This is a genomic window from Microcoleus sp. K1-B1 (genome assembly GCF_036704705.1).
Classification (GTDB): domain Bacteria; phylum Cyanobacteriota; class Cyanobacteriia; order Cyanobacteriales; family Microcoleaceae; genus Microcoleus.
The window spans coordinates 20599-35202 of sequence record NZ_JAUBSH010000072.1; the positions used below are offsets into that span (position 1 = coordinate 20599).

Here is a 14604-nt window from a genome sequence, read left to right on the forward strand (position 1 = left end):
GTTGAAACCCCTGCCTCAAAGCGAAAGTCCTCGCTATGAGGACTGAATACCCAGAAGAATAATTTTTCAACTCATTAGTCCTCTTTTAGAGGACTTTAGCTATTAGACAGGGGTTTCAACCCCTGGCGGACTAGCGGGTGAGCGGAAAGACTGGCGGACTCAAAGCTTAAGTTGACACGCTTTGGGCTCTTGGAGTGTCCCTACTACCGCTGAAAACTCAGAATAAAGGCTAAGAAAAAAGGAGAAAGTTATGGCAAATCTGAAAACTATTCGCGATCGCATTAAGTCGGTCAAGAACACTAAAAAGATTACAGAAGCAATGCGCTTGGTGGCCGCTGCAAAGGTGCGCCGCGCTCAAGAACAGGTGACTGCTACTCGGCCTTTTGCCGATCGACTGGCAGAGGTATTATACGGTTTGGCGGAACGCTTGCAGTTTGAAAACCTAGATTTGCCGCTGCTGAAAAAACGCGAAGTGCGATCGGTGGGACTGTTGGTCGTTTCGGGCGATCGGGGTTTGTGCGGCGGCTACAACAGCAACATCATCAGATACGCCGAAAATCGCGCTAAGGAAATCAAAGCTGAAGGCTTAGACTACAAATACGTGTTGGTAGGACGCAAAGCGACTCAGTATTTCCAGCGCCGCGAACAGCCGATTGATGCTACTTACGCTAACTTGGAACAAATTCCCACAGCACCGGAAGCCGCGCAAATTGCTGACGAATTGCTTTCTTTGTTCCTGTCGGGAACTGTGGACAGAGTTGAGCTAATTTACACTAAGTTTGTGTCGCTAATTAGTTCGCGTCCGGTAATTCAAACTTTGCTGCCCCTCGACCCCCAAGGTTTGGAAACTCCCGATGATGAAATCTTCCGCTTGACATCGCAAGGCGGACAGTTTCAAGTATCCCGCGAGAAGGTTGCTTCACCTACGAAGAGTTTGCCCAGAGACATGATTTTCGAGCAAGATCCGGCGCAAATTCTGGAGGCTCTTTTGCCCTTGTATTTGAACAACCAATTGCTGCGGGCTTTGCAAGAGTCTGCTGCTAGCGAGTTGGCTGCGCGGATGACGGCGATGAACAATGCTAGTGAGAATGCTAGCGATTTGATCGGTAGTTTGACGCTGACTTATAACAAGGCGCGGCAAGCAGCAATTACTCAGGAAATCCTGGAAGTTTGCGGCGGTGCTGAGGCTTTGAACGGTTAGGTTAGGGTTGACAATTTGTTGATTTTATGGTACGCGTCTGGGGGAACTCAGGCGCTTTTTTTTTAAGTGAAAAGATGATTTTCTTGACCTCTGTTTCTCCTACGCCAAACCCTGCGACACAAACCCCGCCCAATTATAGGGACTGACAAACGGCAATTCTTGCCGACAAAGCCAATCTAATCGCAATCGCACATTTTTGACAATTTCTGCTTGCTGTTCTCCTTTTTGTTGCTGCTCAAAATAATCCTCTAACTGCCGTTTATATTTAGCAGACAACTCATCGCCTGTCAAGGTGCGGAGCTTAAATTGTGCTTCCCGTAGCGCTTGCGATCGGCTATTATCCTGCTTTTCCTGATAGTATAAAATGCAAAATAAAGCGGTTGCTAAATCATCCACAGCCCACAAGGTACTGACCACATTTCGCGCCCCCGCACAGAGGAAACCGCTAGCAATGGAGAGCGGATCGTCGGTAATTTGGGTAAAGGTTAAATTAGTTTCGCAGCAGGAGAGGAACACTTCGGCTAAGTCTGAAAATCTCCAGGTAAAAACACGACCGAGGTTGATATCGCCATCAAATAAATGCAGTTTTGATTCTAGGGAATTATTCAGATCCGCACTGGCGTGATGGCTGGAATGGAGGACTTGCACTTGGTTGAGTAAGTTTTCATAGTTGCCGATAGTTGCTTGCTGATCTTGGAGGCGAGAATTTTTATCAATTTGGTGCATGGTTGCCAGGGTTTCGCACTCGTAGCCCGCGCAAACGAGGTCGCCTGTGTCATTTTCTACGATTCCCATCGTCGCAGGTTTGAGGTTGCCTCGCTGGTGGCAAAAGTTGAGTATTTGGCAACTGGGAACGATGCGGAGGCGGAATTTATCGCTGAGGTATTCGGGTGGTTTTTGGGGTGGGGTTTTGGCAGGGGTGAGGGTGGGTTTGCTGAGAGGTTTTAAGCCGCGTGTTCTGTCGGAGGCTGTATTGCTGTGGGGAATGGGACTGTTATTTAAAGGTAAGGCAGCAAAGGGGATTTGATGCAGGTACAGGTGAGGGATAATAATCAGTTCTTTGATGCCGTTGAGATGTTGGGAAATTAGTTGATTAATTTGCAGGCGGTTAGCGAGTTCTGGGAGAAATTCACCCATTTGATTTTGCCATGCGGTTTTGTTTTCGACATAAGGCCTTAACCAGTTGTTCAATAGCCAATTTTGCAAGGTTTCAAGTCCTTGACCTTCGCAGGTGTGGAGTTTGGTTGCTTGACTTTGGCGCAAGATGAAAATGTGGGTATGCTCAGCAGTGGTGTAAAAATTGAGGATGGCGGTTTCGGCATCGGGAATTAAGGCTTGCATCTGATCGAAACTGAGGGGGGCTGGTTGCAATTGAGCCGCCAAAACTTGGTCTTTGCTGCGAATTTTTAGCCAAGCTTGCTGTTTTTCTGCTTCTAATTCTTTAATTTTTTCGATGATAGCGTCGCCGTTGGGGGTTGGTTGGCGAGTGGCGGCGATCGCTTTTATACCGTCATTTTCAGAAATACGCAAGCGATCGCTTTGTTGTTGCAGGCGATAGTATGCTTCGACTTCGTGGGGAATTTCGCCTTGGGGGTAGAGGTCTTTGCTGGCGAATAAGTCGGCGAGGTGGCGCGATCGGGAACGATCGGCGGTTTCGACGGCTCGATCGTATTGTTTGAGGTTGATGTAGCATTGGACGGCGTTGGCGTAAACGGAGATGGCTTCTTTAATAATTTCTTGGCGGCGTTTGTCGGTGGTTGAGCCTTTGCGGAGTTGTTCGACTGCTTTTATGGCGGGTTCGTATCCTTCTAATGCGAGATGCCAGTCGCCTTGGGTAAAGCCGATGTTGCCAAGGTTCCGACCTGCTTTTAAGCATTCGGCTGGCATGGTTTTGGGAGTTGCAATTTTGAGGGAGTCTCGATAGTTCTTAATAGCTTTCTCTGTTTCCTGCAATCGGCGGTAAACGATGCCGATGTTGTTAAGAGAATTCGCTTCCCCTTGACGGTTTTTGATTTCCCGTTCAATAGCTAAAGACTGTTCGTGATAATCAATCGCTCGTTCATATTCTCCCAGAGAATGGTAAGCAATGCCTAAACCTGCGAGAGAACTTGCTTCCCCTTGACGGTTTTTGATCTCCTGAAAAATGGCTAAAGACTGTTCGTAGAAAGCGATCGCTCGTTCAATGTGTCCTAAAGAATAGTAAGCATTACCTAAAGCTGCTATAGAACTTGCTTCCCCTTGACGGTTGTTGATATCCTGAAAAATTGCTAAAGATTGTTCGTGATAATCAATCGCTCGTTCATATTCTCCCAGAGAGTCGTAAGCAGTGCCTAAACCTCCCAGAGAACTTGCTGCCCCTTGACGGTTTTCGATCTCCTGAAAAATGGCTAAAGACTTTTCGTAGAAAGCGATACCTCGTTCATTTTGTCCCAGAGAGCGGTAAGAATTGCCTAAACTTCCCAGAGAACTTGCTTCCCCTTGACGGTTTTTGATCTCCTGAAAGATGGCTAAAGACTTTTCGTGGAAAGCAATCGCTCGTTCATATTCTCCCAGAGAGTCGTAAGCAGTGCCTAAACCTCCCAGAGAACTTGCTTCCCCAAAGCGGTTTTTGATTTCCCGACTAATAGCTAAATGCTGTTCGTGGAAACTGATCGCTCGTTCATATTCTCCTAGATAGTAGTAAGCAATGCCTAAACCTCCTAGAGAACTTGCTTCCCCTTCGCCGTATTTAATTTCCCGACTAATGGCTAAAGACTTTTCGTAGACAGCGATCGCTTGTTCGTATTCTCCCAGAGAACAGTAAGTAATGCCTAAATTTCCGAAAGAACTCGCTTCCCCTTGACGATCGTGAATAGCTTGATAAATGATAAGGGATTGTTGCCAACATTGAAAAGCGGCGAAAATGTGGCTAATGTAATATTGCTCGGTGCCCCAATTTAATAAAATATCGCCTGTCTGTTTTCTGATTGCCGTTGGCTGATGATCGTTACCGAGAAACTTACCCAATTCTAAGGCAATGTTAGTTAAAAAATTAGCCTCATTTTGGTTGCCATCATCAAATTGTTTGGCAACTGCGATTATCGTTGCCAAAAGTCCGGGATCGAGTAAGTCGGAGTGTGCGTTTAAGATTTGCGATTCTTCCCCTTTAGAAGATTTGAGCAGTTTTTGGATGAGTTGCCAATAGGCGGCACTGCGATTTTCGTACATGGTTGTTTTCCTCTCTTATCTGTAATTTTTTTTAGGGTTCCCAACTCCAATTAGGCCGTTTCCACCACCTCAAAACTTTGATAAAAAACTTTCCAACTCTCTTGTTTTTCCAACTGTTCAAATAACTCCTTAAGACGTTCAGCATTCCACACAGGTATATCTTCATCTTTACAGGGAGGCAACCAATCTAAATTTAAAGGATTCTCCACGGCAATTGCTAAAAATTCTTCCTTTCCTAGTTCTTCAAAAGTAAACGTTTCTTTATTATCATGTGCCACAGAACCCTCTTGAGGCAGCGTCATCGGTGGTTTATTCACACCATTAGGTGCATATCCCAAAGATGGACAGAGAACATATTTCATCTCAGCACTGCGATACAACAACAGCATTTGATAGTTAGGATATGCCAAATCTACCCTCATCGACAACGGCTGATTAATTGGAATTGTGGGGTCAATTTTTCGTGCAGAAGAACGAGGCGATAGCTGCTTAAGTCCTCTAGTACCAACTCCCACTGATGCCCTTTCCTGCTCAGTTAAAAACTGTATCCAATCGGAATCTGTTTTAGCTTGTTTCTTTAAAATCTCCCAACCATTAATATCAACCCACCGCAGGTATTTATCATTCCACAGCCATTTATAAACCTCTTTCCAAGGACTAAATTTTTTGTGACTCTCTTCATCCTCTTTTCCTTTAAGCGTCCCCCCTGCTTTAAGATTTAACAACGCCTCAGTATTCACGCCATCCGCTTTCATCTCTTCTTCGCAGGCTTTATGAACTACCTCAATCACTTTCCGAATGGTTTGATTTATTTTTTCTTCACAATAAACTGCTAAATCGTTTTTCATTAGTTTAGCAATTTCTTTATTAGTGCTTACTCTGTTATCCGGGTGATTGTCCGGGGCGAATCGCCGAAGAAAACAAGCCTTCTCCTCACTCAGGTTTCCAGGAAATAGCGATTCAGCGATTTGGTTTTGAAAATTTTGCTTAAGATTCATACATCCACTGCCATAACTCAGCCTTATCAGCTTATCTTAGCAAGGTTGTCTCTAGCTGGCAACTCCTTAGCGCAAGTCATTATTTAAAATAATTTGCCATAATTTGACATTATTTGAAATTATTTAATCACTTAAAATCCTCATTTATTATCACCAACAATTATCTGAAATTAACTAGACATCATTTGGGAGTGGGTGTCATGGCAAAGACATCCCAAACATACCTATAAAAAATATGCCAACACAAGCGCAAAAAAGATTCAATCCCTACGCCACTGTAACTGGGATTGCCGAAGTCTTAGCAACCGAAAAAGATTGCCTACACGCATTATGGCAACGAACTCACTATCAATTTGAAAAACAACCGAGTACCTATGACCCCTCAGAACATGAAGAAAAGCTGATTCAAAGAGCAGTACAACTGCAAACTGAAGGCTTCACTGTCTATGTTGAAAATCAAAATTCCTTCAAATATAAAGGTCAAACCTTTGATATCTGCGTTGCCGGCAGACCAGATCTCATTGCTATCAAAGATGATTGGGCTGTTGTCGAAGATATCAAAACCGGCAAGCGCAAAGATTCACATAAAATGCAAGTGCTTCTCTATATGTCAATGTTGCCCTTTGCGCCGGCAACCAAAAATCTGTTTAAAGGTCACATTCCGCACGGGCGCTTAGTTTATCGAGATGGCATTTTAGATATTCCCAAGTGGTATGTTAATGAGCAATTTAGACAGCGTTTGCAGCATTTAATTGCCATGCTTTGTAATTCTCAACCTCCCAACCCAAAACCTAGCGATTGGGAATGTCGCTATTGTAAGGTTCCCTCTGCGTGCTGTTGTGTAAAAAGGAGCCGAGGAACTGATTTATTTGCATAAGTCGATCGCCAGAAATACCCGAAATGCCGACAACCGATAGGTTAAAAGCTGTTGCTATTAGAAGCAAGTGCGCCTACGTTGCTCGGCCAGACGGCGTTACAGTATAATTTCAGCAGTGTCGGTCAAAGTGCGATCGCCAAGGGCGATCGGTCATAATAGTAACCAGTGAGTTTGGTAAAAGCGAGGAAATAACTATGGTCACTGCTACTGGTGTACAGGATAATTTTACTTTAGAAGAATTCATCACCGAGCCGCCCGATAACATGGAATTGGTAGACGGCCAACTTGTGGAGAAAAATGGCATGACACTAAAGACGGGTAAAATTCAGTTAAGCCTGGGGGATGCTTGGAAAAATTACAAAGAGTCTAGCGGACAAGGTGGAGAGGCTTATGTCGAGGTTCCTTGTCGCACTAACCGACAAATTCGCCGCCCCGATGTCGCCTATCTCACACCCGAATTAGTTGCACAATTTGGCAATCTTGCCACTTTACCCCAAAGTTTTCCGTTAATTGCCGAAATAGTTTCACCCACCGATATCGCTGAAGATGTCTTTCTCAAAGCACAGGAATATTTAGAATCTAGCTGTCAGGAAGTTTGGCTAGTTTTTCCCGAAAGTCGTTTAATATTTGTGATGAATCACAATCAAATATTGACATTTCGAGCCGGCGATACCGCCAGTACCCAACAAATCCTCATAGGTTTTAGCATCGATGTCGATCGCTTGCTAGCTTAAACTAAATTCTACAACCTTTCATTTAGCAGCACGCGACACAAAACTCTCCTCTACCCGTTGCACCAGTTCTGAAATCAAATTGCTACAATATTCTTAATACTCCCCCAGTCCGCCTTCGTGGACTTCGTTTGTAGAGAATCGGAATTCTATTCGGTGGTATTGAATTAATATCCCACCCTTATCGGAGCAAACCGCCATGTCAGACGACTTTTCCTTAGACGACCTTTTAAATAGAAGTTACTACGCCTTCAAAGACGCAGAAAACCAAGTGGGACAGTGCAATGTTTTAGTCATCGGCAAAACCGGCGTCGGCAAAAGTACCCTGATCAATTCCGTTTTTCGCCAACGCTTAGCAGAAACCGGAGTCGGCCGCCCAATCACTCAAGGCATTCGCCAATATACCAAACTGAATTGCCCAATTACAGTCTACGATACCCCCGGACTCGAACTTAACGCCGAACAAATTAAAGTTATTCAATTAAACGTTGCTAAACTGATCGAAGACCAAAGACTCCTGCACCCAAAAGAACACATTCACGTCATCTGGTATTGCATCAATCACGGTGCAAATAGAATAGAATCTGTGGAGGACAACTGGCTAAAAGAAATGGAAGTCAAAGATGTACCAGTGATTTTAGTTTTGACTCAAACTACATCTAAAAAGCCGAGCGATTTTTTCAAGCAACTGGAACACATGAATTTGCCAGTCAGTCAAATTATCCCCGTCATGGCTGAACCGGAAGAAATCGATGAGGATTATACAGTAAAATCTCACGGTTTAGACAAGTTGGTAGATGCAACTTTTCAACTACTGCCCGAAGTAGCTAAAAAAGCTTTTGTTAAAGAACAAATTGCAAATATTGCGCTCAAATCCGATATGGCATTTAAATATCTAAGTGCTTATGTTGCAGGTTCTGCCATTGTCGGCGCGACTCCTGTACCGTTTGCTGATGCGCCGATTTTGATGACGATGCAAACGGCAATGATTGCTAATATTACTGTAATTTTTGGAATGCCCTTTGATAAGGGGTTTATTTCGGCGATGCTGTCTGCTATTAGCGGCGCTGGCGGGGTTACTGCTATCGGCCGAAGTATTGTTACTAATTTGATTAAAATGATTCCTGGTGCGGGTACTGTTGTCGGCGGTGCTATCTCCGGTGCAACGGCAGCAACTCTCACGCTGGCCCTCGGTTTGGCTTACATTGAAGTGCTTAAAGCTTATATGAAAGCTCAAATTAATGGGGAACAACTTTCTTTGCAGCAGTTAACCAAGATGTTTGTGGATTTTTATAAGGATTATGCTAGTTCTGGGCGTAAAACTTTGAAGGATGACAAACCGCATCAACCTAAGCCTCCCAATCAAATTAATATTGAGTAAATTGGGCATGGGGCATGGGGCATGGGGCATAGAACATGGGTTATTTTTTTACTCCAACTGAGATATTTCACCATTCTCAATAAGCCTTTTATGAAGAGGCAAGATGCCTGTTCCACAAAGATATTGATTTTCTTGTGGAACAGGCATCTTGCCTGTTGCTGAAAATGGTGCAATATTTCAGTTCCAATTACCAATTCCCAATTCCCAATTACCAATTCCCAATTACCCATTACCAATTGATTGCTACAATATGAGTGAATTGTGCAAAAGGGAGTAAATGGCTATGGTAATGGCAGCCGTTTTATCAGAAAATGTTTCTCTAGAAGACTTCATGGCTAATCCCCCGGACGATATGGAATGGGTGGACGGGCAAATTGTGGAGAAACATGGCATGACAGCAAAACACAGTCTAATTCAATCCAAACTCGATTATTCTTGGAGAAGTTACAAGATATCTAGCGGACAAGGCGGCGAAGTTTATACAGAAGTTCCTTGTCGTACTGACAGGCGAGTGCGCCGTCCTGATGTAGCTTATCTGACTCCTGAACTTGTTGCTCAATATGGCGATGTTCCTACTTTGCCTCAAAGTCCGCCGTTAATTGCTGAAATAGTTTCTCCTACTGATATTGCGGAAGAAATATTTCTGAAAGCACAAGAGTATTTAGATTCGGGTTGTCTGGAAGTTTGGATTGTTTTTCCAGAAAGTCGCTGGATAATGATAATGACTCAAACTCAAAAGTTAACTTTTAACTTGGGTTCTACAGTCAGCACTCAGCTAGTGCTGCCGGGTTTTAGTGTGGCGGTTGATGAGTTGTTGGCTTGAAGGCAAAAAATTAATTAGGTATAAGTGCTTTGTGGCACAGTTCCGCCGTGAGGTTTGTAATAATTTGTGAAAAAGTCATTGACAAAATGCCACTCGCTCGCCCCAGCCAAGTAATAAAAAAATTATCAATAAAAAATGCAGTTGTAAAATTGCAAAAAAGCACAAATAGCGGTAAAATACTGATTGCTTTGTTTCCAAATCTAGCGTAAATTCCAATTGGGGAATTAAAACCAATAATTGATATATGTCTAAGACTTACACTGTTGAATTGATCCACCAAGGCACTACCTATACCGTAGAAGTACCCGAAGATAAACAAATTCTTCGCGCCGCCAACGCCGCCGGCATTGAGTTGCCGAGTTCATGCAATGCGGGGGTTTGTACTACTTGCGCTGCTAAAATTATTGAGGGTCAAGTCGATCAAGTTGATGGCATGGGCGTTAGTCCCGAACTTCAGGCAGAAGGTTATGTGTTGCTGTGCGTTGCTTATCCCCGATCAAACTTGAAGATAGAAACAGAAAAAGAAGACATTGTGTACGATCGCCAATTCGGTAAATCCTAGGACTAAGCTAAAATTGACCTAAGTACCGTTAGCGGTAAAACCACTATGGATCGCCCTATGACCACCCATTTCATTTCCGCAGAAGTTGACCTCCACGAGACCGCCGAACAACTGCACTCGGCTATTGAAATTGAACTGCAAAAGTACGGCGAACCGCTGCGGTGGGCAGTCACAGATGTGGATGTCGATCGGCAAAAGGCTGTGGTAGAAGGCTACGTGCTCGTGGAAGCATCCCCCGCAACATCGTGAACCCCCGCCCTTTGACAGTGGTTTTGATAGTCCCCACAGGCGTTGGAGCGTCGATTGGTGGGTTTGCAGGAGATGCGCTGCCCGTGGCTAGGGCGATCGCCCAAATTTCTGATACCCTGATCACTCACCCCAACGTCCTCAACGGCGCTCAACTTTATTGGCCGATACCTAACGCTCTCTACGTTGAAGGTTACGCCCTTGACAAATTTGCTGCCGGATGCTGGGGACTGCAACCAGTACATCAAAATCGCATCGGCTTAATCCTAGATTCCGCGATCGAACCAGAATTGCAGTTGCGCCACTTGCAAGCGGCTGATGCAGCGAGAGCTACATTGGGTTTGAATATAACTGATTGTGTTTTAACCGATCGCCCTCTGCAGGTAGAATTGCGTATTTCTGAATCAGGGGCATCCTGGGGGACGATCGGCAATCCCGACAGTTTATTGCGCGCTGCAGAAAAATTAATCACACAAGCAAGAGTAGAGGCGATCGCAGTTGTGGCCAGATTTCCCGACGATGAAGGCAGCCTCGCCCTCGAAAACTACCGCCGCGGCAAAGGAGTTGACCCCCTCGCCGGCGCGGAAGCTGTCATCAGCCACCTCGTCGTCAGGACGTTTAAAATCCCCTGCGCCCACGCCCCCGCGCTTTCCCCACTTCCCCTCGATCCGCACCTGTCCCCGCGATCGGCTGCTGAAGAAATCGGCTATACTTTCCTACCTTGCGTCCTTGCCGGCCTCAGCAAAGCTCCCCAATTTGTCACTCCTACTGTGGGACAGGCATCTTGCCTGTCACAGTTTGTCACTCCTACTGTGGGACAGGCATCTTGCCTGTCACAGGTATTGGGCGGGCAAGATGCCCGCAGGCAGCTATTGGGCGGGCAAGATGCCCAACCCCTACTCCCCACAAGAGAGAACTTCGCAAACAGGCGAGATTTCGAGTCCCAGGGTTTGTGGGCAGATCGAGTCGATGCGGTGGTGATACCCGCCACAGCCTGCGGTGGCAGTGCTATTCTGAGTTTGAGCGGGCGATCGTCCGTGCAAATCATCGCTGTCGGGGACAACAAAACCCAGATGCAGGCGACTCCAGAAAAACTCGGAATCAAAGCTTTGCAGGTAAACTCATATTTAGAGGCGATCGGAGTTTTGGTCGCTTTGCGAGCCGGCATCAGTCCAGCTTCCTTGGGTGCAGACATCTCCTCCCTGCGTTGTTTGTCTGACTCAACAAAACAAATCTAAAATCTCAAACCTCCAATCTAAAAGTGATTAAGTGGCAGAAAAAATTCCCGAAAACCCTGAAATTGAACCCTTGACGCGCACCCAAGTTTTAGTAGCAATGGGCGTGACAGCAATTATGTTGCTGGCGGTAGCTAAATTGTGGTTGCTATTTGGATCGGTATCGCTTTTGCCAGTCAAATTGATAGGAATCGACTTGCTCAACGGATGTGCGATCGGATTGGCAATTACAGGCGGTAGTGCGATCGTTTATCAACTCTGGCCCGGTTATCGCCGGAGTGCGGATGTTTACTTGGAAGTAGTGCTCAAACCTTTGTTTTGGCCTGATTTAATTTGGCTGGGACTCCTGCCGGGACTTAGCGAAGAATTGCTATTTCGAGGCGTGATGCTGTCTGCTTTAGGATTGAATGTTACCAGTTTAGTTTTATCGAGTTTTTGTTTCGGCATTCTGCACTTGGGAACCCTGGATCAGTGGCCTTATGCTGTTTGGGCAACGGCTGTCGGATTGCTGTTGGGTTACAGCGTTTTAGCTACTGGGAATTTGTTAGTGCCAATTACGGCTCATATCTGCACGAATTTGATTTCTAGCTGTGTTTGGAAGTGGGAACACAATCTCGTGAAGCGTTAGCTCGATCGCAATTCCAAAGTGATTGAAATCGCGCCTGGGCGGAATATATAGCAATAAATGCCAAGGCGCAAGGGGGTTTTGAGATTGAAGGAACCGCGAAGACGCGAAGGGCGCGTTCGGCGAAGCCGTTCCCGAAGGGTAGGGAGAGAAAGAGTTTACAGAGGTGAAAAGGTTTTAACCGCCGAGTTTTATCTGTGTTAAGGCAGTTTGTAGCTGCTCGATCGCACAATCAATTGACCTTGACTGGGGTTGCGGCTGAAGATAAAAGCTCCTTCTTGAGTTTCGCCACTTGACAAAAAATCAATTTGTTGATCGCCGGATTCTACAACTTCACCGTTGACGCGCAATTCGGCAATAATTTGCACAGACTCTGCCGTTTCGCCGCCCGTGTTAGTTACTGCAAACGGCACGTAAAATTGCCCTTGAGTTTCGCGAATAGGCGTGTTGCGAGTGAGAGAAATAACCGGAGGTTCCTGCTTTTTAGTCACCCAGTTGTAGAGTACAAGCCCGGTGAGGGAAAAGAGGATCGAGCAGGCGATCGCAAATGTCACCCATTCAGCAGGACTTCTTTTTTGTTGTTGTTCGTTATTACTTTGACTCATACCGCCAACCTCCCCGCCGCGCCCCCAATAGTCGCCGGCAATCCCAATACTAACGTATAGTTCAACCAAATCGACCACGGATCGTCAAAACTGAGTTTGTGGAAGAAAAACATCATAAATGCAGAAGCCGCCAGCGACACTAAATAGGCCATGACAGTTTCGCTGAGGGGACGCTGAAAAACCCCTTGCTGCTGCTGTCGTTTTGCTTGATAAGTAAAGCCTGCTACAAATACAATACCGTAGGAAATTAGCAGCGAAGCGGCGATAATTGCTAATTGCCTAGGTGGCGAAATACCTGCCGCTAGCATGGGAATTTCGTCAGTTGGGGCGATGTTGAAAGCAATGATCATCGCGCCGATTAAAGTAGCGCCGATATCTGCTACAGTTGCATTAATGGTAGGTTCCTGTTCACTGTCTGAACTTTGATAGCGATCGCCGCTCAAGAAACCGTTGGCCAGGGCTACTCCCAAGGCAAACGGCAGGCCTTCAAAGATGATTTTCCCCAAAGTTTCTTGCAGCGGAGTCTCCGGAGTAATTTCCCTGAGCAAAAACAGGACAAAAGCCGCGCAGACAATGCCAATGGCGATCGCTTCTACGGTATCGATTGCAGCATCTAGCCAGCGGATGTCCTTAGTTTTGCGAAAACCTTCTGTGCGAGTCAGCAAGAAAACGACGATAAAGGTAGTTGCGATCGCGATCGACATTTCCGCTGGTGTAGTATGCGAACCGATCCACCAAACCTCCATCGTATAAAGCAGCGGAATTCCGAACAAAAAGCCGCCAGATGCACCTCGAATGATGTCGTTTAGTTCCTTTGACCACTGATTTTTACGTTTTTTTGATTTTTTCATTGGTGATTGAAAACGAACCTCAAAAGATTGGCAATTAAATATTTTTTGATTTTTTAAACCTGCTTAGATAGAATACCATATTTGTTGTATTCTTTCTCTAACTTGTGCCAAATCATCAGGGATTAATATTCCCAGTCTGCGTTCAAATAAACTTTTTTGTAATGTGTTCAGTTTATGTAAGCGAACCGCTGAAGGTCGATTTAATCCTGCTTGTTGCCATTCCCGAATTTCTACATCAAAAGTTGTGCGAGGGATTTGACTGGTTATCTTGGCAACAATCATATTTTCATCTCCTGTGTCCAACAGTACCAAACCAGGACGGCGTTGAGTTTCGGCGGCACCCGCAAACAAGAATGCAACTAGAACTAATTCTCCAAGCTGATAATTAGTCATAGCTCAAATCTCATCGTAAATTGCGTCTTCTTCACTGCAATCACCAAAGAATTGTTCGGTGGCAAGACGATGCCAAGCAGCGTTTTCCTCTTCTTCATCTTGTGTGTCAGTTGGTTCTTTCACCAGAACAATAACTCGGACTTCTTGGTTAACTGCCAAGTATTTTAAGAGAGTATCGGGAAATTCTATTTTCCCTTCATCTGTGACTTTTGCGGGAAACTCGTAGGCTTTCATGGTAGGTTTGAATCTGTATTTAACAAAATTATGTTAAGGCAGTTATAGTGCCAGTTTAATCTCAGAATACTCTCCCAAAGCTTCGTTGACAACAATCAGTTTTCCTTGACTATCCGCCCCTAATTGTTGATTGGCATTGAGTAATTCAATTCCATAAATAGTACCGTCTGGGGCAATGTCCACATTCATTTGATCGCTAACCTGGATAGTGTTTACCTGTGCGGTTTTTTCTTTCAGGTATATATAAGCTACGTTGTATCTCGGATCGTAAGTCAGTTTCACGGGAACCTCCTGCTCAAAAGAATTTGACAATTACAGTAATAATCATCCAGTCTTCGCCTTCTGGGGCTGCGATCGCCTCCACTTTCTTCATAGCATAAACTTTTCCCTGCCACTCAGCATTGAAGGAAAAGTTGCGCCTAAATCCGGTTCTGCCAAATTGAGCTGGAAAAGTGGTGCCACTTTCAACAGTAGCAATTACTTCGGCCTCAGTTGCACCTCGCTCAATCAATCGTGCTTGAGCATGGGGATGTAATCTAACGCTCACGTTGCTAAGTAGTTAAGTAGGTCGGCGCAAAAAAACCGAACTATGTTAAGATAAGTAAACAAAAAGAATATATCTACTGAGGTAACTC

17 protein-coding genes are annotated in these 14604 nt (G+C 45.1%); 9 read left to right on the forward strand and 8 right to left on the reverse strand.

The window, feature by feature from the left end:
* Window positions 1-250: 250 nt before the first annotated feature.
* On the forward strand, window positions 251-1201 hold the full coding sequence (locus QUA83_RS22160; RefSeq protein ID WP_006631110.1) for a F0F1 ATP synthase subunit gamma: 951 nt from the start codon (window positions 251-253) through the stop codon (window positions 1199-1201).
* Window positions 1202-1300: 99 nt separating this feature from the next.
* On the opposite strand, the gene QUA83_RS22165 is transcribed toward QUA83_RS22160, so the two are convergent.
* Together QUA83_RS22165 and QUA83_RS22170 are read right to left on the reverse strand one after the other, a co-directional pair.
* Complete coding sequence (locus QUA83_RS22165; protein ID WP_333295846.1) at window positions 1301-4408, reverse strand: CHAT domain-containing tetratricopeptide repeat protein; 3108 nt, start codon at window positions 4406-4408, stop codon at window positions 1301-1303.
* A gap of 50 nt (window positions 4409-4458) precedes the next feature.
* Window positions 4459-5406 (reverse strand): hypothetical protein, encoded by a 948-nt coding sequence (locus tag QUA83_RS22170; protein WP_333295849.1) that lies wholly within the window; start codon window positions 5404-5406, stop codon window positions 4459-4461.
* A gap of 235 nt (window positions 5407-5641) precedes the next feature.
* On the opposite strand from QUA83_RS22170, the gene QUA83_RS22175 reads away from it, so the two are divergent.
* The 8 genes from QUA83_RS22175 to QUA83_RS22210 all read left to right on the forward strand — a co-directional run bounded on the left by QUA83_RS22175 (window position 5642) and on the right by QUA83_RS22210 (window position 11889).
* Window positions 5642-6283 (forward strand): PD-(D/E)XK nuclease family protein, encoded by a 642-nt coding sequence (locus tag QUA83_RS22175; RefSeq protein ID WP_333295851.1) that lies wholly within the window; start codon window positions 5642-5644, stop codon window positions 6281-6283.
* A 194-nt stretch (window positions 6284-6477) separates the two neighbouring features.
* Complete coding sequence (locus QUA83_RS22180; RefSeq protein WP_333295854.1) at window positions 6478-7017, forward strand: Uma2 family endonuclease; 540 nt, start codon at window positions 6478-6480, stop codon at window positions 7015-7017.
* 196 nt (window positions 7018-7213) lie between these two features.
* Window positions 7214-8395, forward strand: a complete 1182-nt coding sequence (locus QUA83_RS22185) for a GTPase (protein WP_333295857.1) — start codon at window positions 7214-7216, stop codon at window positions 8393-8395.
* 277 nt (window positions 8396-8672) lie between these two features.
* Window positions 8673-9218 (forward strand): Uma2 family endonuclease, encoded by a 546-nt coding sequence (locus QUA83_RS22190; protein ID WP_333295858.1) that lies wholly within the window; start codon window positions 8673-8675, stop codon window positions 9216-9218.
* Window positions 9219-9462: 244 nt separating this feature from the next.
* The gene (locus QUA83_RS22195; RefSeq protein ID WP_333102813.1) at window positions 9463-9780 is read left to right on the forward strand and encodes a 2Fe-2S iron-sulfur cluster-binding protein; all 318 of its coding nucleotides are present in this window, start codon (window positions 9463-9465) and stop codon (window positions 9778-9780) included.
* 57 nt (window positions 9781-9837) lie between these two features.
* Window positions 9838-10029: a hypothetical protein gene (locus QUA83_RS22200; RefSeq protein ID WP_190738159.1), complete on the forward strand. Its 192-nt coding sequence runs from the start codon at window positions 9838-9840 to the stop codon at window positions 10027-10029.
* Window positions 10026-11264 (forward strand): DUF3326 domain-containing protein, encoded by a 1239-nt coding sequence (locus tag QUA83_RS22205; RefSeq protein ID WP_333295860.1) that lies wholly within the window; start codon window positions 10026-10028, stop codon window positions 11262-11264. The genes QUA83_RS22200 and QUA83_RS22205 overlap by 4 nt, the downstream gene beginning before the upstream one ends.
* A gap of 31 nt (window positions 11265-11295) precedes the next feature.
* On the forward strand, window positions 11296-11889 hold the full coding sequence (locus QUA83_RS22210) for a CPBP family intramembrane glutamic endopeptidase (protein ID WP_333295862.1): 594 nt from the start codon (window positions 11296-11298) through the stop codon (window positions 11887-11889).
* 197 nt (window positions 11890-12086) lie between these two features.
* Here the strand turns inward: QUA83_RS22210 and QUA83_RS22215 are convergent, their stop codons facing one another.
* From QUA83_RS22215 to QUA83_RS22240, 6 genes are all read right to left on the reverse strand, one after another.
* Window positions 12087-12491 carry a TIGR02588 family protein gene (locus QUA83_RS22215; protein ID WP_333295864.1) on the reverse strand — a complete coding sequence of 135 codons (405 nt, stop codon included), beginning with the start codon at window positions 12489-12491 and terminating at the stop codon, window positions 12087-12089.
* Complete coding sequence (locus tag QUA83_RS22220) at window positions 12488-13342, reverse strand: TIGR02587 family membrane protein (RefSeq protein ID WP_333295866.1); 855 nt, start codon at window positions 13340-13342, stop codon at window positions 12488-12490. Before QUA83_RS22220 ends, QUA83_RS22215 begins: the two co-directional genes overlap by 4 nt.
* Before the next feature lie 63 nt (window positions 13343-13405).
* A complete protein-coding gene (locus tag QUA83_RS22225) occupies window positions 13406-13735 on the reverse strand; it encodes a type II toxin-antitoxin system PemK/MazF family toxin (protein ID WP_333295868.1) in 330 nt (109 codons plus the stop codon).
* Between the two features lie 3 nt (window positions 13736-13738).
* Window positions 13739-13969, reverse strand: a complete 231-nt coding sequence (locus QUA83_RS22230) for a hypothetical protein (RefSeq protein WP_333295870.1) — start codon at window positions 13967-13969, stop codon at window positions 13739-13741.
* A 42-nt stretch (window positions 13970-14011) separates the two neighbouring features.
* Complete coding sequence (locus QUA83_RS22235; protein ID WP_333295872.1) at window positions 14012-14251, reverse strand: DUF2283 domain-containing protein; 240 nt, start codon at window positions 14249-14251, stop codon at window positions 14012-14014.
* 13 nt (window positions 14252-14264) lie between these two features.
* Entirely contained in the window at window positions 14265-14516 is a 252-nt protein-coding gene (locus QUA83_RS22240; protein ID WP_333295874.1) for a DUF4258 domain-containing protein, read from the reverse strand.
* Window positions 14517-14604 lie beyond the last annotated feature (88 nt).

Bases quoted from the DNA above. Each gene is read 5' to 3' on its own strand.
- QUA83_RS22160 (WP_006631110.1), top strand. From the start codon at position 251: ATGGCAAATCTGAAAACTATTCGCGATCGCATTAAGTCGGTCAAGAAC.
- QUA83_RS22180 (WP_333295854.1), top strand. From the start codon at position 6,478: ATGGTCACTGCTACTGGTGTACAGGATAATTTTACTTTAGAAGAATTC.
- QUA83_RS22215 (WP_333295864.1), bottom strand. From the start codon at position 12,491: ATGAGTCAAAGTAATAACGAACAACAACAAAAAAGAAGTCCTGCTGAA.
- QUA83_RS22200 (WP_190738159.1), top strand. From the start codon at position 9,838: ATGACCACCCATTTCATTTCCGCAGAAGTTGACCTCCACGAGACCGCC.
- QUA83_RS22225 (WP_333295868.1), bottom strand. From the start codon at position 13,735: ATGACTAATTATCAGCTTGGAGAATTAGTTCTAGTTGCATTCTTGTTT.
- QUA83_RS22230 (WP_333295870.1), bottom strand. From the start codon at position 13,969: ATGAAAGCCTACGAGTTTCCCGCAAAAGTCACAGATGAAGGGAAAATA.
- QUA83_RS22170 (WP_333295849.1), bottom strand. From the start codon at position 5,406: ATGAATCTTAAGCAAAATTTTCAAAACCAAATCGCTGAATCGCTATTT.
- QUA83_RS22165 (WP_333295846.1), bottom strand. From the start codon at position 4,408: ATGTACGAAAATCGCAGTGCCGCCTATTGGCAACTCATCCAAAAACTG.
- QUA83_RS22175 (WP_333295851.1), top strand. From the start codon at position 5,642: ATGCCAACACAAGCGCAAAAAAGATTCAATCCCTACGCCACTGTAACT.
- QUA83_RS22220 (WP_333295866.1), bottom strand. From the start codon at position 13,342: ATGAAAAAATCAAAAAAACGTAAAAATCAGTGGTCAAAGGAACTAAAC.
- QUA83_RS22195 (WP_333102813.1), top strand. From the start codon at position 9,463: ATGTCTAAGACTTACACTGTTGAATTGATCCACCAAGGCACTACCTAT.
- QUA83_RS22190 (WP_333295858.1), top strand. From the start codon at position 8,673: ATGGCTATGGTAATGGCAGCCGTTTTATCAGAAAATGTTTCTCTAGAA.
- QUA83_RS22185 (WP_333295857.1), top strand. From the start codon at position 7,214: ATGTCAGACGACTTTTCCTTAGACGACCTTTTAAATAGAAGTTACTAC.